Below are 23906 nucleotides of genomic sequence, written 5' to 3' on the forward strand. Positions count from 1 at the left end.
TTTCGCGGGCCGGTCCCGCCGCCCCGACCCGGGCCCTCCCGCTGGGGGCGCCCGCGGGGCCGCCGCCCGCCCGGGGGGGCGCGCCGCTGCCGCCGGGGGGCTACCGGCCGCCGTTCGCCCCGCACGGCCCGTACGCCGGGTCGGCCCCGCCCGCCCCGCCGGCGCCGGCCCGCCCGGCCCGGCCGCCGAAGCGGCCGAAGGAACGCTCCGCGCTCGGCGCGGTCACCTTCTCGCTGATCTTCCTGGCGCTGGGCGTGGTGGCGATGCTCGACCTGCTCGACGTCTTCCCGGTCGGCGCGGCCGGCTACTTCGCCGCGGTGCTGGCCACCATCGGGCTCGGGCTGCTGGTGGGCACCTGGTTCGGCCGGGCCCGCTGGCTGATCGCACTCGGTCTGGTGACCGCGGCGGCGCTCGGCATCGCCACCGTCGCCGACTCCTACGACCGGGTCCGCGGGATCGACGGCAACGTCACCTGGGCCCCGGCCGACTACCGGGACCTGGCCGACCGCTACGAGAACAACTTCGGCGACGCCGTGCTCGACCTGCGCAACATCGACTTCGACAAGAAGGACACCCAGGTGACCGTCGCGGTCAACTTCGGCAAGGCGACGGTGGTCGTGCCGCCGAACGTCGACGTCACCACGGTGGCCGACGTGAACGCCGGTGACGCCACCGTCTTCGGCCGGCGGACGGGCGGGCTGAACGGCCGCCAGTGGGAGAACACCGACCTCGGGCCGGACGGTCGCGGCGGCGGCACGCTGCGCCTGCTGGTCCACGTGAACGCCGGAAACCTGGAGGTGACCCGGTGAAGGCTCACCGCACCGACGTCGTGTCGTTCGCCTTCGGGCTGGCCTTCCTCGGGCTGTCCGCCTGGTGGCTGCTGGCCCGGATCCTCGGGCTGGCGCTGCCTCCGGTGGGCTGGTTCCTGGCCGGCGCGCTGATCCTGATCGGACTCCTCGGGCTGGTCGGCGCGATGCGCTCGGGCCGGCACACCGAGCCGGAACCGGCGGAGACCACTGTGTCCGCCCCCTACGAGGCCGGCACGCCGGCCGGCGTCGCGCCGGCCGGCGAGGAGGCGGACGAGTGGGCCACGGACGCGGTGACCGACGCGCCGCTCGACGCGCGGGAGGACCGCCGGTTCGACGCGGAGTCCGGCTGGTCGGACGTGGAGCCCCGCTGGTCGCCGGGCGCGCCGGAGGTCCCGGCCGAGCCGGCGACCCGCGAACTGCCCCCCGTCGAGCCGGCGCCCGCGGAGCCCCTGACCCGCGAGCTCCCCGCCGCCGGCGAGGACGGCACCGCCATTCCGGCCACCCGCGAGCTGCCGGCCGTCGCCGAGGAGCGGGACGCCACGGCCGGGCCGGCCACCCGCGAGCTGCCGGCGGTCGACGAGGCGGCCGACCGGCCGGGGGGCGGTCCGCGGACCGGCGGGGACGGGCCGGGCTGACCGCGGCGGTGCGGAGCGCCGACACCGCGGCCTATGCTGGCTGGTGGAGATCTCGCCTCCGCCGGCCGGCCCACCCGTGGCGCCCCGGTCGCGGCCGGGGCTCCCGGTCGGCCGGGTCGCCCGGGTTGGTCCCGCCGCCTTCCGTCTCTACCTCGTCAGGAGCCCGTCCGAGATGACCCAGTCCCCCGCCGTGCGCGCCACCGGTGCCGCCGGTGCGGTCCGCGTCGGCGAGCGCGCCGCCCGTACCCTCCTCAGCGAGTTCGCCCGGCGCAACGACGCGAAGGCCGGCCTGCTGGTCGGCGCGACCCCGCAGTCCGCGGTGCTGGCCGCGGCGATCGAGGCGCTGCTCCCCGGCGACCGGCTCACCGTCGTGCCGGCGGAGGGCGCCTCCGCCACCGCGCTCCGCGAGCACGTGACGGCCCAGGGCCGCTGGGTCGCCGACCGGGTACGCGTGGTCGACACCCTCGCCGAGGCGGACGCCGCCGCGGTGGTGGTGGCGGCCGAGCCCTTCACCGGCACCGCCGAGGAGGTTCGGACGGCCGTCGACGGGCTGGCGAAGTACCTCGCCGAGGGGGCCGTGCTGAGCGTGGCCGCGCCGCTGTTCCGCACCGAGGGCGCCGACGCCGAGCTGGACCGGCAGGGGGTGCTGCACGGTGTCCGCACCGACCTGGTGCTGCGCAACTCCCCGCCGGTACGCGTGCACCACCTGCGCTTCACCCCTGCGCCGGCCGCGCTGGCCGCCTCGCTCTCCCCGGCGTACCGGCCGTCGAGCGTGCCGCTGAGCCGGGGCATGCACATCGACTCCAACGGCGTGGCCGCGGCCGGCATCACCCTCGGCCTGGCCGCGCTGGCCCGGGCCGCCCGGCCGAAGTCCAAGCTCTGGCTGCTGCCGGCGCTGGCCGCCGCCCCGGTGGCCGCGTTCTTCCGCGACCCGGAGCGGGACGTGCCGGAGGACCCGTCGGCCGTGGTCGCCTCGGCGGACGGCCAGGTGCTCTCGGTGCAGCGGCTCCACGACGAGCGCTTCGGCGAGGGCGAGTGGCTGCGGATCGCCGTCTTCCTCTCCGTGCTCGACGTGCACGTCAACCGCTCGCCGGTGGCCGGCAAGGTGGTCGACTACTTCGTCGCCGACGGCGGCTTCGTCAACGCCATGAAGCCGGACGCAGAGCACAACGTGGCGGCCTACACGGTGCTGGACACCGAGCACGGCACGGTGGTGGTGGCGCAGCGGACCGGGCTGATCGCCCGCCGGATCGTGCAGCGGGCGCCGGTCGGCGCGCTGCTGGCCCGGGGCGAGCGCTTCGGCCTGATCCGGTTCGGCTCGCGCACCGACGTCTACCTGCCGGCCGACGCCGCCGAGCCGCTGGTCGGCCCGGGCGACAAGGTGGTCGGCGGGTCGACGGTCATCGCCCGCTGGAGCTGATCCCGGGATGCGAAGAAGGGGCGCCGCGAGAGCGGCGCCCCTTTTCGGTGGTACGGGTCAGGCGGTGCGGCGCTGGCGCAGCCAGAGCACCGGGCCGCTGACCAGGTAGCCCACCACCACGAGGGCGAAGGTGAGCCGGATGTCGACCAGCGCGCCGACCACCGGGGCCAGCCAGAGCCACGGCGGCAGCTTCACCAGCCGGGCGAGCTTCGCGTAGGGGAAGCTGGACACCATGGCGAAGGCGAGCAGCGCCACGCCGCCGACCATGACCAGGCCGGAGACCGGCACCCCGATCGCCACGGTCAGGGCCAGCACGGCGGCCGCCATGGTGGTCGGCACGCCGCAGAAGAACCGGCCGTCCTTGGGCGAGACGTTGAACCGGGCGAGCCGGATCGCGGCGCAGGCCGCGACCAGGGCGCAGGCGACCGCGGCGGCCGCCGGCGGCACCGAACCGGCCAGCGAGGCGTAGACCACGACCGGGGCGGCGAGGCCGAACGAGCACATGTCGGCCAGCGAGTCCATCTGCGCGCCGAACGGGCTGGCCACGTTGAGCTTGCGGGCCAGCGCCCCGTCGAGGCCGTCGAACGCGACGCAGGCGATCAGGCAGAGCGCCGCGACCCGGACCTCGCCCTGCATGGCCAGGAAGATCGCCAGCATGCCGAGCATGAGGCTGCTCAGGGTGCAGGCGTTGACCAGGGCGAACTTCGCCCGGCGGGCGGCGGTGCGCTCGCCCGGCAGCAGCGGGATCGACATCGCCGGCGTCTCGTCGACCGGCGTGGCCGGGGCGAGCGCCGGGCTGACCGGCATCACGGCCTCGACCTGGGCGTCGTACCGGCCGTAGCGGAGACGCTGACGGTCGGACCAGCGGTGGTCGGGGGTGACCAGGTCGGTCCCGGTGACGGCGGCGCCGTCCCGGCGGCCCACCCGGACCAGCAGCACCTGGCGGGCGAACGTGCTGCTGCGGCGCAGCCGGCCCGCCCAGCGACGCCCTGCGGGGCGCGGACTGTCAGTCGTACGACGCCGGCGCCATGGGGCTCTCGGCACGTTTCCTCCATCACCGGATCGAGTGACCGCCACGCGGGCGGGTGTCCGGCTGTCTCGTGCCGGACCTTTCGGGCCCGGCAGCCCATTTGCGGAGTACACCATTGCACAGGGGATAGGGGGTTGGCGATAGCTGCCGGCGGTACTTATAACTCTCTTAACCGCGCGAACCGCTCACTTATTCCCATCTCGGGCCTCATCGCCCGTTTTCGTCGGCCAATCCCAACTACCGACTGTACCGGAGGCGGCCCACGCCGGCTCGGTGAGCGGGCGTCAGCTCCCCCGATGTCCGGTTGCCCGGGCCGCCACGTCGGTCATCCGCAGGCCGCTGACCTGCTCCGGCTCGAACCAGGCCGCCCGCGCGGTCGAGCCGCCCGCGAGTTCGGTCACCACCGCGTCGGTCGGGACGTCCACCCGGACGTCGTAGATCACCCGCACGCCGTGCCAGTCCAGCGGCCGACCTTCCGGGCCGAGCGCGGCCGGGTTGTGCAGGTTGTCCACGGCCAGCAGGTCGACCACCCGGCCGAGCTGGCCGGCCTCCTCGACCAGTTCGCGGAGCAGCCCGGCGGCGGGCTGCTCGCCGTGGTCGGTGCCGCCGCCCGGCAGGTGCCACTTCCCGGCGCCCGGGTAGCCGTCGGCGATCATGGTGAGCAGCACGCGCCCGGCCGGGTCGGTGACCAGCCCGTACGCGGCGAAGCGCTGCCGCCGGTCGGTGGGCGGGGCGGCCGGCCCGGGCGGCAGCGCCCGGGGCAGGTCCGCCGGCAGGGGCGACACCGGCAGGCCGAGCAGCTCGGCGGTGAACGGCATCAGCGGCACGGCCGCCGCCTCGTCCGGGGTGAACCAGCCCAGCTCGTCGCTGCCGCTGGCCGGCGCGGGCCGGAGTTCACCGCCACGCGCCTCGACCTCGAAGACCAACCGGTCGGTGTGCACGGCGACCCGGTCGGGCGGGAAGACGGCCACGTCGGCGACCGCGGCCCGGATCGCGCCCGCCGCGACGACCAGCCCGGTCTCCTCGGCGAACTCGCGCTCGACGGCCCGGGCCGGATGCTCGGCGTGCTCGATCCCACCCCCCGGCAGCCGCCACACCCCCGGATAGGGACACGTGTCCGACCCGCGCGCCAGGAGCACCCGCCCGCCCCCGTCCCGCAGCTCCCCGTACGCCCCGACCCGCCGCCGCTCCTCCACCCGCACCCACTCCCACCCCGTCGACTCCGTCGATCATGAGGTTAGCGGCACCGGGACGGACATTTCACACCGTCAACCTCATGATCAACGGCGGGAGGCGGGCGCGGGAGGCGGGCGGAGGCGCGGGTGGGGTGGGTGGGTGGGGTGGGTCAGAGCAGGTGGGCGGCGTGGACCGCTTCGGCCGTCACCTCGGTGAGGCGGTCGGTCGGGAGAGCGCCCAGCTCCTCGCGGCGGAACCAGCGGGCCTCGCAGGTGGAGCCGCCGACGTCGGCCACCGTGGGCGGGGCGGGCTGGTCGACGACCACCCGGTAGAAGGCGCGTACGCCGTGCCAGTCGATCGGGTAGCCCTCCGGGCCGAGCGAGGCGGCGTCCCGGTGGCTGGCCACCCCGAGCAGCTCGACCAGGCGGCCGGTCTGCCCGGTCTCCTCGACCAGCTCCCGGATCAGCGCCGCGCCCGGCTGCTCGCCGTAGTCGGTGCCGCCGCCGGGCAGGTGCCAGCAGCCGGCGCCCGGGTAGCCGTCGGAGACCCGCGTGAGCAGCACCCGCTCCTCCGGGTCGGTCACCACGGCGTACGCGGCGAAGCGCTGCGCCCGGTGCAGCCCGTCCGGGCCGGGGACGGCGTAGAACGAGGGGAACTCGGGAGCCTCCTCCGGCACGATGTCGCCGGTGGCCGTGGGCAGACCCAGGGCGCGCGCGGCGAACGAGCGCAGCGGCAGCTCCCGGGCCTCGTCGAGGGTGAACCAGCGGGCCAGGTCGGTGGGGCGGTCGACCCGGTCGGCGAGCGTCCCGCCCCGCACGGAGACCGTGTAGAGCAGCCGGTCGGTGTGGATCGTGATGCCCCGCTCGGGCAGCGCCCGCATGTCGGCGAGGACGTCCCGGAGGGCGGCCACCGCCACCGAGAGCCCGGTCTCCGCGGCGGTCTCGCGGACGACGGTGTGCTTGGGGTCCTCACCGTGGTCCACCGCCCCGCCGGGCAGCGACCACGTGCCGGGGGTGCCGGAGCGCTCCGATGCGCGGACCAGCAACACTCGGCCGTCTGAATCAGCACAAACTGCGTATGCCGCGATCCTGCGGAGCGGCTCCAGCAAGGTGGTCACGGGAGGAAATTCTCCCCGGATGCCGTTACCGGCATCGAAAAGAGTCAGATTCCTGACTCTTGGCTGGCGCCTCAGGGGTGCGTCAGGGTAGGAGTCCGGGCGGTCACCGAGGTCGCCCGCCGGCCCGCGCGGGACCGTGGAGACATGACCTCGACGAACCCCTCCCAGGCCCCGTACAAGCAGCTCCGCAGGCCGGTCACCGACCGCATGGTGGCCGGCGTGGCCAGCGGCCTCGGCCGCTACTTCGCCGTCGACCCCACCCTCGTGCGGGTGGGCTTCGCGGTAGCCACCCTGCTGACCGGCGGGCTCGCCGCGCTGGCGTACCCGATCATGTGGTTCCTGATGCCCGAGGAGCCGGCGGGCGCGCCCGCCTGGCCGCATCCCCCGGGCACCGCGCCCGGCTGGCCGCCGGTCCCGCCGACGGCGCCGGCCACGCCGGAGCCGGCGCCCCGGCCGGCGCCTCAGCCGCCGACGCCGCCGGCGGCCTGACCCGGCGTCACTCCCACTCGATGGTGCCCGGCGGCTTGCTGGTCACGTCCAGGACCACCCGGTTGACCTCGGCGACCTCGTTGGTGATCCGGGTGGAGATCCGGGCCACCACCTCGTAGGGCAGCCGGGACCAGTCGGCGGTCATCGCGTCCTCGCTGGAGACCGGGCGCAGCACCACGGGATGCCCGTAGCTGCGCCCGTCGCCCTGCACGCCGACGCTGCGCACGTCGGCCAGGAGCACCACCGGGAACTGCCAGACCCCCCGGTCGAGGCCGGCGGCGGTGAGCTCCTGCCGGGCGATCAGGTCGGCCTTGCGGAGCACGGCGAGGCGCTCCTCGTCGACCGCGCCGATGATCCGGATGGCCAGGCCCGGCCCGGGGAACGGGTGCCGCCAGACCATCGCCTCGGGCAGCCCCAGTTCCAGGCCGAGCGTGCGGACCTCGTCCTTGAACAGCGTGCGCAGCGGCTCGACCAGGGCGAACTTCAGGTCCTCGGGCAGCCCGCCGACGTTGTGGTGGCTCTTGATGTTGGCGGTGCCGGTGCCGCCGCCGGACTCCACCACGTCCGGGTAGAGGGTGCCCTGCACCAGGAACTCGACGTCGCCGTGCGAGGCGATCTCCCGGGCGGCGGCCTCGAAGACCCGGATGAACTCGCGGCCGATGATCTTGCGCTTCTCCTCGGGGTCGGTCACCCCGGCCAGCGCGCCGAGGAACCGCTCGCGGGCGTCGACCACCTTGAGCTTGATGCCGGTCGCGGCGACGTAGTCCTTCTCCACCTGCTCGGCCTCGCCGGCACGGAGCAGGCCGTGGTCGACGAAGACGCAGGTGAGCTGGTCGCCGACGGCCTTGTGCACCAGCGCCGCGGCGACCGCCGAGTCGACGCCGCCGCTGAGGCCGCAGATGACCTCCTTGTCGCCGATCTGCTCCCGGATCCGGGCGACCTGCTCGTCGATGATGTTCTCGGGCGTCCAGGTCGGCTCGATGCCGGCGATGTCGTGGAGGAAGCGGGTGAGCATCTCCTGCCCGTGCGCGGTGTGCCCGACCTCGGGGTGGAACTGCACCCCGGCCCGCCGGCCGGTCAGGTCCTCGAAGGCGGCGACCGGCGCGCCCGCCGACTCGGCGGTGACCGCGAAGCCGGCCGGCGCCTCGGTCACGCAGTCGCCGTGGCTCATCCAGACCGGCAGGTCGTCGGGGAGGTCGCGGAGCAGCACGCCGGCCTCCGGGCGGGCGTGCAGCGGGGTGCCGCCGTACTCGCGGTTGCCGGTCTTCGCGACGGTGCCGCCGAGCGCCTGCGCCATGGCCTGGAAGCCGTAGCAGATGCCGAAGACCGGGACCCCGGCGTCGAACATCCCGGCGTCGATCTGCGGGGCGTCCGGCGCGTAGACGCTGGACGGGCCGCCGGACAGGATGATCGCGGCCGGGTTCTTCGCCAGCATCTCGGACACCGGCATGGAATGCGGGACGATCTCCGAGTAGACCTTCGCCTCGCGGACGCGGCGCGCGATGAGCTGGGCGTACTGGGCTCCGAAGTCCACCACGAGGACGGGGCGAGGCGTGCTCATGTGCAGCAACCCTACCGACAGTCACCCCCGGCGCGGGCCACGCCCCGGTGTGTCGTTCGCCGCGCCGCTCAGGGCCGCAGGGCGGCGGGGGCGTGGGCGGGGACGGCGGGCTGCTTCGGCGCCACCGGGGCGAGCCGGCGGTAGGGCGCGCCGAGCGGCGGCCGGGGGTCCTCCTCCCCCCGGTTGGGCCAGAACGCCATGGCCCGCTCGGCCTGCGCGGTGATCGTCAGCGACGGGTTCACGCCGAGGTTGGCCGAGACCGCCGCGCCGTCCACCACGTGCAGCCCCGGGTGGCCGTGCACCCGGTGGTACGGGTCGATCACCCCGCGCTCCGGGCCGTCGCCGATCACCGCGCCGCCCAGGATGTGCGCGGTCATGGGGATGTTGAACGGCTCGGTGACCGCCCCGCCGGGCGTGCCGTCGATCTCCTCGGCGAGCAGCCGGACCGCGTCGTTGCCGGCCGGGATCCAGGTCGGGTTGGGTGCGCCGTGCCCGGGCCCGGAGACCAGCCGGCGGCCGAACCGGCCGCGCCGGTAGCGGGTGGTCAGTGAGTTGTCGACCGACTGCATGACCAGGGCGATCACGGTGCGCTCGGACCAGCCGCGCACCGAGAGCATCCGGGCAGCCAGCGCGGGCTGCCGGACGATGCTGCCCAGCCAGCGCCGGATCCGGTGCGGGCCGCCGTCGACCAGCAGCGACTGGAGCAGCCCCATGGCGTTGGAGCCCTTGCCGTAGCGGACCGGCTCGATGTGGGTCTGCGGGTCGGGGTGGAACGAGCTGGTGATCGCCACCCCCTCGGTGAAGTCGAGTTCGCGCCGCCGGGCCTGGCCGGACCCGACCGAGGCGCCGAGGATGGCCTCGGAGTTGGTGCGGGTCAGCTCGCCGAGCCGGGGCGACAGGTGGGGCAGCGCGCCGGTCGCCTTCATCTCGTGCAGCAGCCGCTGGGTGCCCAGCGCGCCGGCCGCGAAGACCACCTGGTCGGCGTGGATCACCTGGCGGCGCCTGCGCACCCAGGCGCCGGTGCGCTCGGTGTGCACCTCGTAGCCGCCGTCGGCGGCGGGACGCACCGCGGTCACCGTGGTCAGCGGGTGGACCTGCGCGCCGAGCCGCTCGGCCAGCCAGAGGTAGTTCTTGACCAGGGTGTTCTTCGCGCCGTGCCGGCAGCCGGTCATGCACGAGCCGCAGTGGCTGCACCCCGTCCGGTCCGGCCCGACCCCGCCGAAGTACGGGTCGGGCACCCGCTCGCCCGGGCGGCCGATGTGCACGCCGACAGGCGTCGAGTGGAAGGTGTGCCCCACCCCCATCCGCTCGGCGACCGCCCGCATGGCCCGGTCCGCCCCGGTGACGATCGGGTACGTGGTGACGCCGAGCATCCGCTTCGCCTGGTCGTAGTGGCGGGCCAGCTCGTCGCGCCAGTCGGTGATGTCCCGCCACTGCGGGTCGGCGTAGAACGCGTCCAGCGGTTCGTAGAGCGTGTTCGCGTAGACCAGCGAGCCGCCGCCCACCCCGGCGCCGGCGAGCACCAGCACCCCGCCGCCGGTCTTCCGGTCGGCCGAGCGGAGCAGGGTGATCCGCTGGAGGCCGTAGCAGCCGAGCCTCGGGGCCCACAGGAAGCGCCGGGCCCGCCAGGAGGTCTTGGGGAACTCGTCGTCGGCGAAGCGCCGGCCGGCCTCCAGGACCCCGACGGTGTAACCCTTCTCGGCCAGCCGCAACGCCGTGACGCTGCCGCCGAAGCCGGACCCGATGACGACCACGTCGTACCGCATGGACGCATCATTACCGACGGGTAGCTATAGCGCCAGCAAGAGTTTTTCGCAGATCATGCAGAGCGCTCGATCAACCGGGAATCCCGCCCGGGCAACCGACGGCCCGCCGTCGCGCGTCGAGTGGAACACGGGGGAAGGAGACCACGATGATGCGACGACGGTGGCTGCTGGGGCTGGCCGCGCTGGTGGCCGTGGTGCTGGTCGCCGCCGGCGCGGTGGTGACCACGCGGCTGGTCTCCCGCCCGTCGCCCGGCCCGGTCGCCGGCTCGGCCACGCCGAGCCCGTCCGCCGCGCCGACCACCCCGACCCCGGCCCCGGTGACGGCCAGCCCCACCCCGCCGCCCGGCGCCGACCTGAAGGGGCCGCTCAACCTGCTGCTGGTCGGGGTGGACACCCGGGTCAGCGTGCCGGGCTGGGAGCCGCACGCCGACTCCGTGCTGGTGCTGCACGTCCCGGCCGGGCTGGGTCGCGCGTACCTCTTCTCGCTCCCCCGCGACCTGGTGGTCGACATCCCCGCCTACCCGAAGGCCGGCTACCCGGGCGGCCGGACCAAGCTCACCCACGCGATGAGCTACGGCAGCCGGGTCCCCGGCGACAAGAAGCACCCGAGCACCGCCCAGGGGTACGAGCTGCTGCGCAGCACGGTCAGCCGGTACACCGGGCTGCGCATCGACGCCGGCGCGGTGATCACCTTCGGCGGCTTCGACAAGCTCGTGGACACCCTCGGCGGCGTGGACCTCTACGTCGACCAGCGGGTCGCCTCGATCCACCGCCGGCCGGACGGGCGGTACCGGGACCGGTCCGGCAGCACCTACACCGGGCCGCAGATGGTCTACCAGCCGGGCAACCGGCACCTGACCGGCTGGCAGGCGCTCGACTACGCCCGCCAGCGCTACACGGCCGGCGGCGACTACACCCGGCAGCGGCACCAGCAGCAGCTGATCCGGGCACTGGCCCGGAAGATCCTCGACCAGGGGCTGGCCCGGGACCCGGACCGGGTCGAGCAGGTGGTCGCCGCCCTCGGCAGAACCCTGGTGTACGTCGGCGGCGGCCGCCGGCTGATCGACTTCGCGTACGCCCTGGGTGGCCTGCCGGCGGAGAAGTTCGTCCTGGTCGGCCTCCCCGGCGACGGGGTGGGCAGCGGCAGTTCCTACCGGGGCGAGCAGTTGCGCCCGGTGGGCCGCCAGTTCCTCGCCGCGCTGCGCGGCGGCAGCGCCGACGCGTACCTGGCCGCGCACCCGTCGCTGCGGGTGCGGAACTGAGTCAGAGCGGCTTCGGCTCCGCCGGGCGGTCGGTGCCGTAGAGCCAGGCGTCGAAGAGCTTGTCGAGCTTCTTGCCGGAGACCCGCTCGGCGAGCGCCACGAACTCGTCGGTGGTGGCGTTGCCGTTCTTGTTCTCCGCCGCCCAGGTGCGCAGGATGCTGAAGAAGGCGCTGTCGCCGACCGCCACCCGCAGCGCGTGCACGGTCATCCCGCCCCGCTCGTAGACCGACCGGCCGAACAGGTTCTCCACCCCCGGCTTGCCCGGCGGGATACGCCAGACCTGGCTCGACGTGGTGGCGTACTTCTGCTCGAACGTGTGCTGGACGGTGGACTCCCCGTCGTGCTCGGCCCAGAGCCACTCGGCGTAGGTGGCCAGCCCCTCGTTGAGCCAGATGTCCTGCCAGCGCTGGAGCGAGACGCTGTCGCCGTACCACTGGTGGGCCAGCTCGTGCGCGATCACGCCGGTGTTGTCGCCCTGCCGGAAGAACCCGGCCGAGTAGACCGGCCGGCTCTGCGTCTCCAGCGCGTAGCGGATCCGGTCGTCGGCGACCACCACCCCGCCGTACGCGTCGAACGGGTACGGCCCGAAGATGCTCTCCAGGTAGTCGGCCACCTCGATGGTCCGCGCGATCGACCGGTCCGGCGCGCCCTCGGCGACCTGGGTGGTGACCGCGCTGTACACCGGCCGTCCCTTGTGCTCGCCGGTGGTGACCCGGAACTTCCCGATCGCCACCGTGGTCAGGTAGCTGGCCATCGGGGCGTCCTCGGACCAGCGCCAGGTGGTCCAGTCGCCCGTGGTGCTCCGCCCCTTCGGGGCCCCGTTGCTGACCGCCGTGAGCCCCTTCGGCACGGTGATCTCGAGGTCGTAGGTGGCCTTGTCGGAGGGGTGGTCGTTGACCGGGTACCAGGTGCTCGCCGACTCCGGCTGGCCGAGTGCGATCGCCCCGTCGGTGGTGTGCAGCCAGCCGGCCTCGCCCAGCACGTCGTTGTCCAGCGCGGCCGGCCGGCCGTCGTACCGGATCTCGGCGACGAAGCCGTTGCCGGAGGTGAGGCCGGTGGCCGGGGTGACGACCAGCTCGTCGCCGGCGCGGGTATGGGCGGCCTTCGCCCCGTCCACGGTGACCGACCGCACCGTCAGCCCCGCGAGGTCCAGGTTGAACGCCGACAGGTTGGCCGTCGCCGTGGCCCGCAGCGTGGTGGTGCCGGTGAGCCGGTCGGTCGCCGGGTCGTAGCGCACCTTGACCGTGTAGTGGGCGACGTCGTAACCGCCGTTGCCGTAGCTCGGGAAGTAGGGGTCGCCGGCGCCGGGCGCCCCGGGCGCGAAGCTGCGCCCGGCCGTCGGGCTGGGCGCGGTGAGCGCCGGCGTCGCCCGGTCCGGCTCGGCGGCACCGCAGCCGGCGAGCAGCAGCGCTCCGCAGGCCAGCACGCCGATCCGTCGTCGTCCGCCGCGCCGCGCCATCGCCTCGATCCCTCCCGGACCAGAACCGTGGCGGCCCTGCCCGGGGCCGCTCCGCCCGCGGCAGCCTAACCGGCGCCGATCACGTCCGCGTCACGGCAGGGCCGGCGCGGTCGCCCCGACCAGCCAGGCGTCGAAGAGCGGGCGCAGCGGCTTCCCGGCCGTCCTCTCGGCGTACCCGACGAAGTCCCCGGTGGTGGCGGTGCCGTCCCGCCGCTCGGCCAGCCAGCGGCGCAGGATGCGGAAGAAGGTCTCATCGCCGACCGCGCGGCGCAGCGCGTGCACGGCCAGCGCGCCGCGCTGGTAGACGGCGTCGCCGAACATCGCGGCGCGGCCCGGGTCCACCGAGGGCTTGCTCCAGTCGGTGACCGCGTACCGGTCGGTGAACGCCCGCTCGACGGTGCGCCGGCCGTCGTGCTCCGCCCAGAGCCATTCCGCGTACGTGGCGAAGCCCTCGTTGAGCCAGAGGTCGCTCCACCGGGCCACCGAGACGCTGTCGCCGAACCACTGGTGGGCCAGCTCGTGCGCGACCACCTCGGTGTTCGGCCCGGCGCCCCGGAAGAAGCCGGGCCCGTAGACCGGCCGGGACTGGGTCTCCAGTGCGTACCGGATCCGGTCGTCGGCCACCACGATCCCGCCGTACGCGTCGAACGGGTACGGCCCGAAGCGGCCGGCCAGGAAATCGGCGATCTCACCGGTGCGGGCCACCGAGGCGACGGCCGGCCCGTCCGCGGGCAGTCCGGCGGCGACGGCCGTGACGATCGGCTTCCCGGCATGGGTGCCGGTCCGGACCCGGTAGTCGCCGATCACCAGGGTGGACAGGTAGCTGGCCATCGGGGCGCCCTCGGACCAGCGCCAGGTGGTCCAGCCGCCCGTGCTCTCCGTCCCCCTCGGCACCCCGTTGCTCAGCGCGGCGAGCCCGTCCGGGACGGTCACCTCGATGTCGTAGGTGGCCTTGTCGGAGGGGTGGTCGTTGACCGGGTACCAGGTGCTCGCCGACTCCGGCTGGCCCAGCGCGATCGCCCCGTCCCCGGTGGCCCGGAAGCCGCCGTCGCCCAGCTCCGTGCTGGGCAGCGGCTCGGGCACTCCGCCGTAGGTCACGTCGACGCTGAACCGCTGCCCGGCCGGCAGGCCGCGCGCCGGGGTGACGACCAGCTCCGCGCCGTCGCGCCGGTGCTTCGCCGGGGCGCCGTCGACGCGTACCCGGTCGACGGTCAGGCCGGCCAGGTCGAGCTGGAACCGGGACAGCGCCCTGGTGGCGGTGGCGGTCAGGACGGCCTCGCCGGTGAGCCGGTCGTCGGCCGGGTCGTAGCGGACCTTCAGCGCGTAGTGCCCGACGTCGTAGCCGCCGTTGCCGGCTCCCGGCACGTACGGATCCCCCACGTCGGCGGCGCCCGGCCGGAACCGCCCGTCGTCGTCCCCGGTACAGCCCCCGGTCAGCAGCGCGACGGCGAGCACCGCCGCGCACCACCGTCGGCCGCGCGTCATCCGCCGAGCCTAGACGCGCGACGGCGCGGGTGGGACCGGAATCCGCACCCGCGCCGTCGGTCGCTCATCCCGTCAGCGGTCGAGGACCAGGCCGACCTTCTGGAACTCCTTGAGGTCGCGGTAGCCGCACTTGGCCATCGCGCGGCGCAGCCCGCCGAAGAGGTTGAGCTGGCCGTCCGGCTCGTCGGCCGGGCCGAAGAGCAGCTTCTCCATCGAGCCGAGCGGCTCGCCGGCCACCTCGAACGCGCCGCGGGGCAGCGACGGGTGGCTGGCGGCCGAGTGCCACCAGGCGCCGCCGGCCGGGGCCTCCTCGCAGAGCGACAGCGGCTCGCCGAGCATCACGGCGTCCGCCCCGCAGCCGAGCGCCTTGGCGATGTCGCCGGAGGTCTGCATGTCGCCGTCGGCGATCAGGTGCACGTACCGGCCGCCGGTCTCGTCCAGGTAGTCGCGGCGGGCCGCGGCGGCGTCGGCGATGGCGGTGGCCATCGGCACCCGGATGCCGAGCACCGACTCGGTGGTGGACCAGTCGTCGCCGCCGATGCCGACGATCACGCCGGCCGCGCCGGTGCGCATCAGGTGCAGCGCGGTCTTGTAGTCGGTGCAGCCGCCGACGATGACCGGCAGGTCGAGGTCGGCGATGAACTCCTTGAGGTTCAGCGGCTCGTCGGTGGTGGAGACGTGCTCGGCTGAGACGATGGTGCCCTGGATGACCAGGATGTCCACGCCGGCGTCGAGGATCACCGGGGCGAGCGCCAGGGTGTGCTGCGGGGAGACCCGGACGGCCACCGTGCCGCCGCCGGCCCGCAGCTCGCGGACCCGCTCGGCGATCAGGTCGGGGCGGATCGGCTCCGCGTAGACCTCCTGGAGCCGCTTGGTGGCCCGGGCGTCCTCGCCCAGGCCGGCCAGCTCCTCCAGCACCTTGGCCGGGTTCTCGTAGCGGGTCCAGAGCCCCTCGACGTTGAGCACGCCGAGGCCGCCGAGCTGGCCGAGCCGCACCGCCGAGGACGGGCTCATGGTCGCGTCGGAGGGATGCCCGACGCAGGGGATGCCGAACTGGTAGGCGTCGAGCTGCCACGCGGTGGAGACGTCGTCGACGTCCCGGGTGCGGCGGCTCGGCACGATGGCGATGTCATCCAGGTGGTAGCCGCGCTGCGCGGTCTTGCCCAGCCCGATCTCGACCACGTCACGCATGGGGGACTCCAGGTGGTTGGGGGTGGTGGGTCAGCGGGAGTGGTAGTTGGGCGCCTCGACGGTCATCTGGATGTCGTGCGGGTGGCTCTCCTTGAGGCCGGCCGCGGTGATCCGGATGAGCTGGCCGCGCCGGTGCAGCTCGGGGATGCTCTCGGCGCCGACGTACCCCATGGCGGCGCGGAGCCCGCCGGTGAGCTGGTGGGCGACCTGGGCGAGCGGGCCCCGGTAGGGCACCTGGCCCTCGACGCCCTCGGGGACCAGCTTGTCCTCGGCGAGCACGTCCTGCTGGAAGTAGCGGTCCTTGGAGTAGGACTTGCCCTGGCCGCGCGACTGCATCGCGCCGAGCGAGCCCATCCCCCGGTACGCCTTGTACTGCTTGCCGTTGATGAAGATCAGCTCGCCCGGGCTCTCCTCGCAGCCGGCCAGCAGGCTGCCGAGCATCACGGTGTCCGCGCCGGCCACCAGGGCCTTGGCGATGTCGCCCGAGTATTGGATGCCACCGTCGCCGATCACCGGGACGCCGGCCGGGCGGGCCGCCCGGGACGCCTCCATGATCGCGGTGATCTGCGGTACGCCCACCCCGGCCACGATCCGGGTGGTGCAGATGGCGCCCGGGCCGACGCCCACCTTGATGCCGTCGGCGCCCGCGTCGACGAGCGCCTTGGCGCCGGCGTAGGTGGCGATGTTGCCGCCCACGATGTCGATGGCGACGTCCTTCTTGAGCCGGGCGACCATCTCCAGCACGGCCCGCTGGTGGCCGTGCGCGGTGTCCACGATGAGCACGTCCACCCCGGCGTCGACCAGGGTGCGGGCCCGCTTGTACGCGTCCTCGCCCACGCCCACCGCGGCGGCGACCCGGAGCCGGCCGGCCTCGTCCTTGGTGGCGTTGGGGTACTGCTCGCTCTTGGTGAAGTCCTTGACCGTGATCAGCCCGCGCAGCTTGCCGGTCTCGTCGACGATCGGCAGCTTCTCGACCTTGTGGCGGCGCAGCAGGTCGAGGGCCTCGTCCTTGCTCACCCCGACCGAGGCGGTGATCAGCGGGGTGCGGGTCATGATGTCGCGGACCGGCGTGGCCGGGTCCGAGACGAAGCGCATGTCGCGGTTGGTCACGATGCCGACCAGCTCGCCCTGCCCGTCGACCACCGGCACGCCGGAGATGCGGTAGCGGCCACAGAGGGCGTCGACCTCGCGGAGGGTGTCGTCGGGGCTGGCGGTCACCGGGTTGGTGATCATGCCGGACTCGGAGCGCTTGACCAGGTCGACCTGGAGCGCCTGGTCCTCCACGGAGAGGTTGCGGTGCAGCACGCCGATGCCGCCCTGGCGGGCCATGGCGATCGCCATCCGCGCCTCGGTGACGGTGTCCATGGCGCTGGACAGCAGCGGGACGTTCAGCTCGATACGGCGGGTGAGCATGGTGCGGGTGTTGACCCGGCTGGGCACCACGTCCGACTCGCCCGGCTGGAGGAGCACGTCGTCGAAGGTCAGCCCGAGCGGCACCACCCGGGCCGAGCCGGCGGGCAGCTCGGGCAGGTGACCGCCCAGCTCACCGCCGTCGCGGCCGGCCGGGATCTCGGTGCTGGGCGAATTCTCCACGATTGCTCCCCTGAGCTGGTCGGACGGGCTGCAGCGAGGCGGCGCGCGCGGGCACCGGCGCACGCCGGGGTGACGGCGCGTCGCTTCATCGTACCCATTGAGCTGCTCCGCTCCCGGCAGCGGCGGGCCAGGGTAGGCGGCGCCACAGGGAGTCCCGGGGGCGGACTTTCCGGCGGGTCGGGGACTACGGTGAGGGGGTGCACGACGAGCCCATCGACCCGTTCAACGGCGACCCGGCCGATCCGGCTGCCGGCCTGCACGATCCGCGCGAGGCCGACCCGCTCGACCCGCTGACGGAGGTCGAGCGGCAGGACGTCCTGGAGGATCTCGCCGACCTGGAGATCTACCAGGCCCTGCTCCAGCCGATCGGGGTCCGCGGCCTGGTCATCGAGTGCGAGGACTGCCGCGAGCCGCACTACTTCGACTGGGACCTGCTCCGCGGCAACCTGCGCCACCTGCTCAACTCGGGGCGGCCCCGGGTGCACGAGCCGGCCTACGACCCCGACCCGGACCACTACGTCAGCTGGGACTACGCCCGCGGCTACGCGGACGGCGTGCACGACACCCTGACCGAGGGCACCGACGACTCCGCCGAGGACTGACCGGCCGGCTCAGGCGACCAGGCCGGCGCGGAAGCCGGCGGCCACGGCGTGCGCCCGGTCGCGCGCGCCGAGCTTGCGGAACAGCCGGCGGGCGTGCGTCTTGACGGTGTCCTCCGAGACGAACAGCTCCCGCCCGATCTCCGCGTTGCTCTTCCCCTCGGCCATGCCGAGCAGCACCTGAAGCTCACGCTCCGTGAGGCCGATCGCGCTGCGCGGGGTGCGCGCCGGGCGCTGCGGGCCGCCCGCCGACGCCGCCTCGGCCTCGCCGGCCGCCGGGTCGGCGGGGTCCTCGCCGCGCTGCACCGGCACCACCGTGGGCCCCCCGCCGGGACCCTCCGCCTGGCCCGCCGGGCCCGCCGGCCACGCCGGCCCGGCCGGGGTACGCCCCGGCGCGGTCGACCGGGTCGGCCCGCCGACCGCCGCGGCGTCCCGGGCCGGGTCGGTGACCCGGTGCCGGTTGGTGCGGCCGGGGGCGGAGAGCAGCAGCAGCGCCTTGGCGACCGCGCTGGTCAGGTCGTGGTCGGCGTTCTGGATCAGGCCCCGCGCCCCGGCGCTGATGGTGGCCGCGGCCGCCTCCGACTCCTCGGCGCCGAGCAGCAGCACCGCGGCCTGCGGGGCGCGGGCGAGCACCCGGCGGACGAAGCCGGCGCTGTCCGGCCGCGTGAGGGCGGTGTCGGCGAGCACCACGTCGACCGGGCGCTCGGCGAGCCGCAGCATCACCTCGGGATCGGAGACGGCCGTCCGGAGCACGCCGGACAGCCCGAGCCGCGCCGCCGCGGAGGTCAGATGCTGGGCCGCGAGTGGTGTCCGAACGCACACGAGAACGCTACGCACAGTGGTCTCCTCTCCGCCTCAGAGCAGACCACGGCGGGCTGGGCTCGGGAGGAGGTTCCGGGCAATCATCCGAACTTTTCCGGCAGATGGGGCATATGCCACCGACTGTCCGAGGTTTTCGATCACAGATGTGTGAGCGCGGGAAAGCCCGGGTACCGAGGGGTCACTCCGGAAACGGTGTCCCGCGCGGACCACCGCCCCGGTAGGAGCTGGCCACGAAGATTCTCCGCGGTGCCGCGCGGGAGGAGGGGTGCTGATGTCGAACGTACGCAGGCTGCCCGGACCCATTGTCGACCTCTGGGACTGGCAGCGGCTCGGTGCCTGCCGGGGACGGGACAGCGCACAGTTCTTCCACCCCGACGGCGAGCGCGGCTCGTCGCGGCTGCGCCGCGAGTCCGGCGCGAAGGCCGTCTGCCGCACCTGCCCGGTGCGCGCCGAGTGCGCCGCGCACGCCCTCTCGGTCCGCGAGCCCTACGGCGTGTGGGGCGGCTTCAGCGAGTCGGAGCGGCTGCGGCTGCTCGCCCTCGGCTGGGAGGACCTGGCCGACCGCCGGCAGACCCGGGTCGACATCGCCCGGCTGGAGGCCCGCCTGGGCCGGCCGCACAAGTCCGCCGTCCCGGACCAGCGCAAGATCGCCTGATCGTTCCGCACCGACCACCAACGACGCCGCGCTCCTCCTGGGGGCGCGGCGTCGCGCTGCCCGCCGGACTGAAGATCGTCGAGTCCGGCGGCCACGTTCCGCGCGGAGCCGTCCGGCCGGCGTCGTCCGCGGTCCCGTCGCCGGCCCGGGAGGGACCTGGCGGCGACTACGAACTTGATGACGTAGGTGACTCGCCGCCGCCTGACCCCTGACCGCTGACGCCCGACGCTGACACCTGACCGCTGACGCCCGACGCTGACGCCCGACGCCCGACGCCCGACGCTGACGCCTGACGCCCGAGCGCTGACGCCCGACGCTGACACCTGACCGCTGACGCCCGACGCTGACGCCTGACGCCCGACGGCCGGCGCCCGACGCTGACGCCTGACGCCCCACGCACCACGCCCGACGCTGACGCCTGACCGCTTACGCCTGACCGCTGACGCGCCTGACGCCTGAGTCATTCACGACATCAAGTTCCTAGTCTCCGACGAGGACCATGCCGGCCAGACGACGATCGCCCGGCAGTCGCCCGCGCCTCACCGTCGGCTGCCCTGTCACCCGCCCCCGCTGCACACCGCCCGGCCCGGTCGGCGGACCGCGGCAGGGAGGGTCAGCCGACGGTGACCCGGACGGTGTGCCAGCCGGTGGCGCCGTCCGGGGCGACCGGGCGCCGCTGCTCCGGCTGGGTCTCGCCGGCGGCGTCGGTGGCCCGGACCTGGAGGGTGTGGTCGCCGGGCGTGGCGCTCCATCGCCACGACCACTGCACCCAGGTGTCCACCGAAACCGTCGTCGCCAGGGTCGCCTCCTGCCAGGGGCCGTCGTCGACGCGTACCTCGACCCTGCGGACGCCCCGGTGCTGGGCCCAGGCCACCCCGGCCACCGTGACCGGGCCCGCGGTGAGCCGGTTGCGCGGGCGCGGCGTGTCGATCCGCGACTGGGTCTTGATCGGCCCCTGCGCCGACCACCCGCGCGGCACCCAGTACGCGTCGTAGTCGGCGAAGCTGGTCAGCTCCAGCTCGGTCACCCACTTGCACGCCGAGACGTAGCCGTAGAGGCCGGGCACCACCATCCGCACCGGGAAGCCGTGCTCGACCGGCAGCGGCTCGCCGTTCATGCCGACCGCGAGCAACGCGTCCCGCCCGTCCCGCAGCACCGCCGTGGGGGTGCCGCAGGTCCAGCCGTCGACCGAGCGGCCGACCACCTGGTCCGCGCCCTCCTCCGGCTGCGCCTCGGCCAGCAACTCCCGGATCGGCACGCCGAGCCAGCGGGCGTTGCCGATCAGGTCCCCGCCCACCTCGTTGGAGACGCAGGCCAGGGTGACGTACCGCTCGACCATCGGCCGGGCGAGCAGGTCGTCGAAGCTCAGCTCGATCGGGTTGCGGACCCGGCCGTGGACGCGCAGCCGCCAGGTCGCCGGGTCCACCTGCGGCACCACCAGGGCGGTGTCGATCCGGTAGAACTCCCGGTTCGGGGTGACGAAGGGCGCGAGCCGGCTCACCGCCAGGTCCGCGCCGGCCGGCACCGGCGGGGCGGGCGCCACCGGCGTGGGCAGCCGCACCGCCTCCCGGGCCGCCGAGACGCCCCGCCGCCCGGCCAACCAGTGCCCGCCGAGCCCGGCCACCGCCGCCGTGCCGGCCAGCAGGCCGACGCCCCGCAGAAATCGACGGCGCGACTCGTGGTCACCGGGCTCCAGCGGCTCCCAGCCGGCCGGAGGCTCCTCGGGCGCGAGCGCCGCGACCACCGGAGGCGGCGTAGGCGTGGGCGCGGGCGGCGCGGGCGGCGCGGGCGGCGCGGCCGGCGCGGGCGGCGCGAGCCGGGACACCGTCGGCGGCCCGACGTCCTCGCGCAACGGGCCCGCCACGAACGCCCAGAGCGTGAGCGCCCCGAGGCCGCCGCCGACCAGGGAGGGCAGCGCGTCGAAGGCGTCCGCGCCGGCCCGGGTCAGCGCGGCGGCCACCCCGAGGGCGGCGAACGCGGCGATGCCGGCCAGGCCGAGCCGGAGCCGCCGGGCCGCCAGCACGCCGAGCAGCGCGGCGATCGCGGCCAGCAGCACCGCCGTGCCGACCAGCAGGGCGATCTTGTCGTAGGTGCCGAAGACCGCGATGGCGAACTGCTTGATCGGCTCCGGCACCGCGTCGACCACCAGCCCACCGACCGCGATCAGCGGCGCGGAGCGGGGGCCGGTGAGGACGGCCACCGGTTCGGCGACGCCGATCGCGACGGCCGCGGCGGTGACCCCGGCCAGCGCGGCCCGGCCGCGCGACATGCTGCTCACGGCGACCAGTGTCGTCGCTCGGTGCGGGCAACCGCCAACCTCGTCAGGGTTCCGTAAGCAGATACGGGTCAGGGCACACCGCCGGGTGGCGGTGTGCCCTGACGTCAGGCCGTACGGCGCGGGGTCAGAAGCCCGGGCCGTGCTGGTGGCCGTGCCCGTGGCCGTGGCCGGCGGCGGCCGGCTCGGCCTTCTCCGGCTTCTCCACCACGAGGCTCTCGGTGGTGAGCAGCAGGCCGGCGATCGACGCGGCGTTGGCGACCGCGTTGCGGGTCACCTTCACCGGGTCGAGGATGCCGGACCTGACCAGGTCGACGTACTCGCCGTTGGCGGCGTTGAGGCCGTTGCCCCACTCCTGGCCGGCGACCTTCTGCACCACCACGTAGCCGTCGTGGCCGGCGTTCTGGGCGATCCAGCGCAGCGGCTCGACCAGCGACTTGCGCACGATCGAGACGCCGACCTTCTCGTCACCGGTGAAGCCCAGGTCGTCGTCGAGCACCGGCAGGATCTGGGCCAGGGCGGCGCCGCCGCCGGGGACCGTGCCCTCCTCGACCGCGGCCTTGGTCGCGGAGATCGCGTCCTCGATGCGGTGCTTGCGCTCCTTCATCTCGACCTCGGTGGCCGCGCCGGCCTTGATCACCGCGATGCCGCCGGAGAGCTTCGCCAGCCGCTCGGCCAGCTTCTCCCGGTCCCACTCGGAGTCCGAGGCCTCGATCTCCTTGCGGATCTGGGCGACCCGGTCGGCGACCTCGGCGGCCTGGCCACCACCGTCGACGACCGTGGTGTTCTCCTTGTCGACCACGACGCGGCGGGCGGTGCCGAGCACCTCCAGGCCGACCTGGTCGAGCTTGTAGCCCAGCTCCGGGGCGACCAGCTCGGCGCCGGTCAGGATCGCCATGTCCTGGAGCATCGCCTTGCGGCGGTCGCCGAAGCCGGGGGCCTTCACGGCGCAGACCTTGATGGTCTTGCGGATCGCGTTGACCACCAGCGTGGACAGGGCCTGGCCCTCGACGTCCTCGGCGATGATGAGCAGCGGCTTGTTGTTCTGGAGGACCTTCTCCAGCAGCGGCAGCAGCTCCTCGATCGCCGAGATCTTCTGCGTGGTGATCAGGATGTACGGGTCCTCGAGGACCGCCTCCTGCCCCTCCACGTCGGTGACGAAGTTCGGCGAGATGAAGCCCTTGTCGAACTGGAGACCCTCGGTCACCTCCAGCTCGGTGGTGAGGGCGGAGCCCTCCTCGACGGTGATGACACCGTCGCGGCCGACCCGCTCCATCGCCTCGGCGATCAGCTCGCCGATGGTGGCGTCCTGCGCGGAGATCGTCGCGACGTGCGCGATCGACTCCTTGTCGGCCACCTCGACGGCCCGGCCGAGCAGCGCCTCGGAGACCTTGGCGGCCGCCGCGTCGATGCCCCGCTTGAGGCCGGTCGGGTTGGCCCCGGCGGCCACGTTGCGCAGGCCCTCGCGGACCATGGCCTGGGCCAGCACGGTCGCGGTGGTGGTCCCGTCGCCGGCGACGTCGTTGGTCTTGGTCGCCACCTCCTTGACCAGCTGCGCGCCGAGGTTCTCGTAGGGGTTGGTGAGCTCGATCTCCTTGGCGATCGTCACGCCGTCGTTGGTGATCGTGGGCGCACCAAACTTCTTGTCCAGGACGACGTTGCGCCCGCGCGGGCCGAGAGTGACCTTGACCGCGTCCGCGAGGGCGTTGACACCGTGCTCCAGCAGGTGCCGGGCGTCGTCCGAGAAGCTCAGGATCTTCGCCATCTGTATCCCTTCCAAGCGACGTTGCCCCGGCCCGGCGAGCCGGACCGGGGCAACGACACTGATCGGTTGCTTACTTCTCGATGACCGCGAGGACGTCGCGGGCGGAGAGCACCAGGTACTCCTCGCCGGCGTACTTGACCTCGGTGCCGCCGTACTTCGAGTAGAGGACGGTGTCGCCGACCTTGACGTCGATCGGCACGCGGTTGCCCTTGTCGTCGATCCGGCCCGGGCCGACAGCGAGGACGGTGCCCTCCTGCGGCTTCTCCTTGGCGGTGTCGGGGATCACGATGCCCGAGGCGGTGGTGGTCTCGGCCTCGTTCGCCTGGACCACGATGCGGTCCTCGAGCGGCTTGATCGCAACCTTGGTCGCGGTAGTCACGGGCATACCCTCCTGGGGTACTTGGTGTCGTTGCCGGTCGGCACGCCGACCGGCGTCAATCTGCCACATGCCACCGGGCGGGGCCGTCGTCGCGGGTGCCGGTCCGCCTGGCGCTCAACCCCCGGACACCAGGGCCCGGGCGTTGGCACCCTCAGGGTGAGAGTGCTAATCGCAGGTTATTCCTCGGCTAGCACTCCGTCAAGGAGAGTGCCAACCCGCCGCTTCCGTGTCGTCGTCGCCGGGGTCCGGGCCGGCCGGGGCGAGGTGGCCGGGACAATGCCCGGGTGGACCTGGAACAGTTCGCCGCCCTGCGTACCCCCGAGGGGTCGGCCGCGCTCGACGCGGCGGCGCGGGTGGCCGGCGGCGACGGGAGGGGGTGGCCACCACAAGAAAGTCAAAACGAGGGGAGGGGAAAAAA

At 74.3% G+C, this 23906-nt stretch carries 20 protein-coding genes; 7 read left to right on the forward strand and 13 right to left on the reverse strand.

The window, feature by feature from the left end; translation table 11 throughout:
* The 3 genes from ABZV78_RS25755 to ABZV78_RS25765 form a co-directional block, all read left to right on the forward strand.
* Window positions 1-809, forward strand: an 809-nt coding sequence (locus tag ABZV78_RS25755; RefSeq protein WP_355642521.1) for a LiaF domain-containing protein, incomplete at its 5' end; no start/stop codon positions are given.
* Window positions 806-1444, forward strand: coding sequence for a hypothetical protein (locus tag ABZV78_RS25760; protein WP_355642554.1), 639 nt, complete (start codon window positions 806-808; stop codon window positions 1442-1444). The genes ABZV78_RS25755 and ABZV78_RS25760, both read left to right, overlap by 4 nt.
* A gap of 172 nt (window positions 1445-1616) precedes the next feature.
* Window positions 1617-2864 carry a phosphatidylserine decarboxylase gene (locus tag ABZV78_RS25765; RefSeq protein WP_355642523.1) on the forward strand — a complete coding sequence of 416 codons (1248 nt, stop codon included), beginning with the start codon at window positions 1617-1619 and terminating at the stop codon, window positions 2862-2864.
* A gap of 57 nt (window positions 2865-2921) precedes the next feature.
* Here the strand turns inward: ABZV78_RS25765 and ABZV78_RS25770 are convergent, their stop codons facing one another.
* From ABZV78_RS25770 to ABZV78_RS25780, 3 genes are all read right to left on the reverse strand, one after another.
* On the reverse strand, window positions 2922-3833 hold the full coding sequence (locus ABZV78_RS25770; RefSeq protein ID WP_355642549.1) for a CDP-alcohol phosphatidyltransferase family protein: 912 nt from the start codon (window positions 3831-3833) through the stop codon (window positions 2922-2924).
* A 345-nt stretch (window positions 3834-4178) separates the two neighbouring features.
* On the reverse strand, window positions 4179-5090 hold the full coding sequence (locus ABZV78_RS25775; RefSeq protein WP_355642551.1) for an NUDIX domain-containing protein: 912 nt from the start codon (window positions 5088-5090) through the stop codon (window positions 4179-4181).
* 149 nt (window positions 5091-5239) lie between these two features.
* The gene (locus ABZV78_RS25780) at window positions 5240-6187 is read right to left on the reverse strand and encodes an NUDIX domain-containing protein (protein WP_355642525.1); all 948 of its coding nucleotides are present in this window, start codon (window positions 6185-6187) and stop codon (window positions 5240-5242) included.
* 144 nt (window positions 6188-6331) lie between these two features.
* Here ABZV78_RS25780 and ABZV78_RS25785 point away from each other — a divergent pair, with 144 nt between their 5' ends.
* On the forward strand, window positions 6332-6676 hold the full coding sequence (locus ABZV78_RS25785; protein ID WP_355642527.1) for a PspC domain-containing protein: 345 nt from the start codon (window positions 6332-6334) through the stop codon (window positions 6674-6676).
* A gap of 7 nt (window positions 6677-6683) precedes the next feature.
* On the opposite strand, the gene guaA is transcribed toward ABZV78_RS25785, so the two are convergent.
* Together guaA and ABZV78_RS25795 are read right to left on the reverse strand one after the other, a co-directional pair.
* Complete coding sequence (gene guaA, locus ABZV78_RS25790; protein ID WP_355642529.1) at window positions 6684-8237, reverse strand: glutamine-hydrolyzing GMP synthase; 1554 nt, start codon at window positions 8235-8237, stop codon at window positions 6684-6686.
* Window positions 8238-8305: 68 nt separating this feature from the next.
* Window positions 8306-10003, reverse strand: coding sequence for a GMC family oxidoreductase (locus ABZV78_RS25795; protein ID WP_355642531.1), 1698 nt, complete (start codon window positions 10001-10003; stop codon window positions 8306-8308).
* A gap of 149 nt (window positions 10004-10152) precedes the next feature.
* On the opposite strand from ABZV78_RS25795, the gene ABZV78_RS25800 reads away from it, so the two are divergent.
* Window positions 10153-11265, forward strand: coding sequence for an LCP family protein (locus ABZV78_RS25800; RefSeq protein WP_355642553.1), 1113 nt, complete (start codon window positions 10153-10155; stop codon window positions 11263-11265).
* A gap of 1 nt (window position 11266) precedes the next feature.
* Here ABZV78_RS25800 and ABZV78_RS25805 read toward each other — a convergent pair whose 3' ends face one another.
* The 4 genes from ABZV78_RS25805 to guaB all read right to left on the reverse strand — a co-directional run bounded on the left by ABZV78_RS25805 (window position 11267) and on the right by guaB (window position 16993).
* Entirely contained in the window at window positions 11267-12724 is a 1458-nt protein-coding gene (locus ABZV78_RS25805) for a M1 family metallopeptidase (protein ID WP_355642533.1), read from the reverse strand.
* 90 nt (window positions 12725-12814) lie between these two features.
* Window positions 12815-14209 (reverse strand): M1 family metallopeptidase, encoded by a 1395-nt coding sequence (locus tag ABZV78_RS25810; protein WP_355642535.1) that lies wholly within the window; start codon window positions 14207-14209, stop codon window positions 12815-12817.
* Between the two features lie 72 nt (window positions 14210-14281).
* Entirely contained in the window at window positions 14282-15400 is a 1119-nt protein-coding gene (locus tag ABZV78_RS25815; RefSeq protein ID WP_355642537.1) for a GuaB3 family IMP dehydrogenase-related protein, read from the reverse strand.
* A 30-nt stretch (window positions 15401-15430) separates the two neighbouring features.
* Entirely contained in the window at window positions 15431-16993 is a 1563-nt protein-coding gene (guaB, locus tag ABZV78_RS25820; protein ID WP_355642539.1) for an IMP dehydrogenase, read from the reverse strand.
* 197 nt (window positions 16994-17190) lie between these two features.
* Here guaB and ABZV78_RS25825 point away from each other — a divergent pair, with 197 nt between their 5' ends.
* On the forward strand, window positions 17191-17595 hold the full coding sequence (locus ABZV78_RS25825) for a DUF5319 domain-containing protein (protein ID WP_148429940.1): 405 nt from the start codon (window positions 17191-17193) through the stop codon (window positions 17593-17595).
* A 9-nt stretch (window positions 17596-17604) separates the two neighbouring features.
* Here ABZV78_RS25825 and ABZV78_RS25830 read toward each other — a convergent pair whose 3' ends face one another.
* Window positions 17605-18429, reverse strand: a complete 825-nt coding sequence (locus tag ABZV78_RS25830; RefSeq protein ID WP_355642541.1) for a response regulator transcription factor — start codon at window positions 18427-18429, stop codon at window positions 17605-17607.
* A gap of 256 nt (window positions 18430-18685) precedes the next feature.
* Here ABZV78_RS25830 and ABZV78_RS25835 point away from each other — a divergent pair, with 256 nt between their 5' ends.
* Window positions 18686-19069 (forward strand): WhiB family transcriptional regulator, encoded by a 384-nt coding sequence (locus tag ABZV78_RS25835; RefSeq protein WP_355642543.1) that lies wholly within the window; start codon window positions 18686-18688, stop codon window positions 19067-19069.
* 613 nt (window positions 19070-19682) lie between these two features.
* Here the strand turns inward: ABZV78_RS25835 and ABZV78_RS25840 are convergent.
* The 3 genes from ABZV78_RS25840 to groES all read right to left on the reverse strand — a co-directional run bounded on the left by ABZV78_RS25840 (window position 19683) and on the right by groES (window position 23494).
* The gene (locus ABZV78_RS25840) at window positions 19683-21347 is read right to left on the reverse strand and encodes a molybdopterin-dependent oxidoreductase (RefSeq protein WP_355642545.1); all 1665 of its coding nucleotides are present in this window, start codon (window positions 21345-21347) and stop codon (window positions 19683-19685) included.
* 124 nt (window positions 21348-21471) lie between these two features.
* On the reverse strand, window positions 21472-23109 hold the full coding sequence (groL, locus tag ABZV78_RS25845) for a chaperonin GroEL (RefSeq protein WP_355642547.1): 1638 nt from the start codon (window positions 23107-23109) through the stop codon (window positions 21472-21474).
* Window positions 23110-23179: 70 nt separating this feature from the next.
* Window positions 23180-23494 carry a co-chaperone GroES gene (groES, locus tag ABZV78_RS25850; protein ID WP_018222648.1) on the reverse strand — a complete coding sequence of 105 codons (315 nt, stop codon included), beginning with the start codon at window positions 23492-23494 and terminating at the stop codon, window positions 23180-23182.
* Between the last annotated feature and the right edge of the window lie 412 nt (window positions 23495-23906).

This window comes from Micromonospora sp. NPDC004540 (assembly GCF_040610095.1).
GTDB lineage: Bacteria > Actinomycetota > Actinomycetes > Mycobacteriales > Micromonosporaceae > Micromonospora.

What these genes read in the sequence shown, in the direction of transcription:
- ABZV78_RS25765 (WP_355642523.1), top strand. Translation starts at nt 1,617, where the DNA reads ATGACCCAGTCCCCCGCCGTGCGCGCCACCGGTGCCGCCGGTGCGGTC.
- ABZV78_RS25785 (WP_355642527.1), top strand. Translation starts at nt 6,332, where the DNA reads ATGACCTCGACGAACCCCTCCCAGGCCCCGTACAAGCAGCTCCGCAGG.
- guaA (WP_355642529.1), bottom strand. Translation starts at nt 8,237, where the DNA reads ATGAGCACGCCTCGCCCCGTCCTCGTGGTGGACTTCGGAGCCCAGTAC.
- ABZV78_RS25795 (WP_355642531.1), bottom strand. Translation starts at nt 10,003, where the DNA reads ATGCGGTACGACGTGGTCGTCATCGGGTCCGGCTTCGGCGGCAGCGTC.
- ABZV78_RS25800 (WP_355642553.1), top strand. Translation starts at nt 10,153, where the DNA reads ATGCGACGACGGTGGCTGCTGGGGCTGGCCGCGCTGGTGGCCGTGGTG.
- ABZV78_RS25805 (WP_355642533.1), bottom strand. Translation starts at nt 12,724, where the DNA reads ATGGCGCGGCGCGGCGGACGACGACGGATCGGCGTGCTGGCCTGCGGA.
- ABZV78_RS25810 (WP_355642535.1), bottom strand. Translation starts at nt 14,209, where the DNA reads ATGACGCGCGGCCGACGGTGGTGCGCGGCGGTGCTCGCCGTCGCGCTG.
- ABZV78_RS25815 (WP_355642537.1), bottom strand. Translation starts at nt 15,400, where the DNA reads ATGCGTGACGTGGTCGAGATCGGGCTGGGCAAGACCGCGCAGCGCGGC.
- ABZV78_RS25835 (WP_355642543.1), top strand. Translation starts at nt 18,686, where the DNA reads ATGTCGAACGTACGCAGGCTGCCCGGACCCATTGTCGACCTCTGGGAC.
- groL (WP_355642547.1), bottom strand. Translation starts at nt 23,109, where the DNA reads ATGGCGAAGATCCTGAGCTTCTCGGACGACGCCCGGCACCTGCTGGAG.
- groES (WP_018222648.1), bottom strand. Translation starts at nt 23,494, where the DNA reads ATGCCCGTGACTACCGCGACCAAGGTTGCGATCAAGCCGCTCGAGGAC.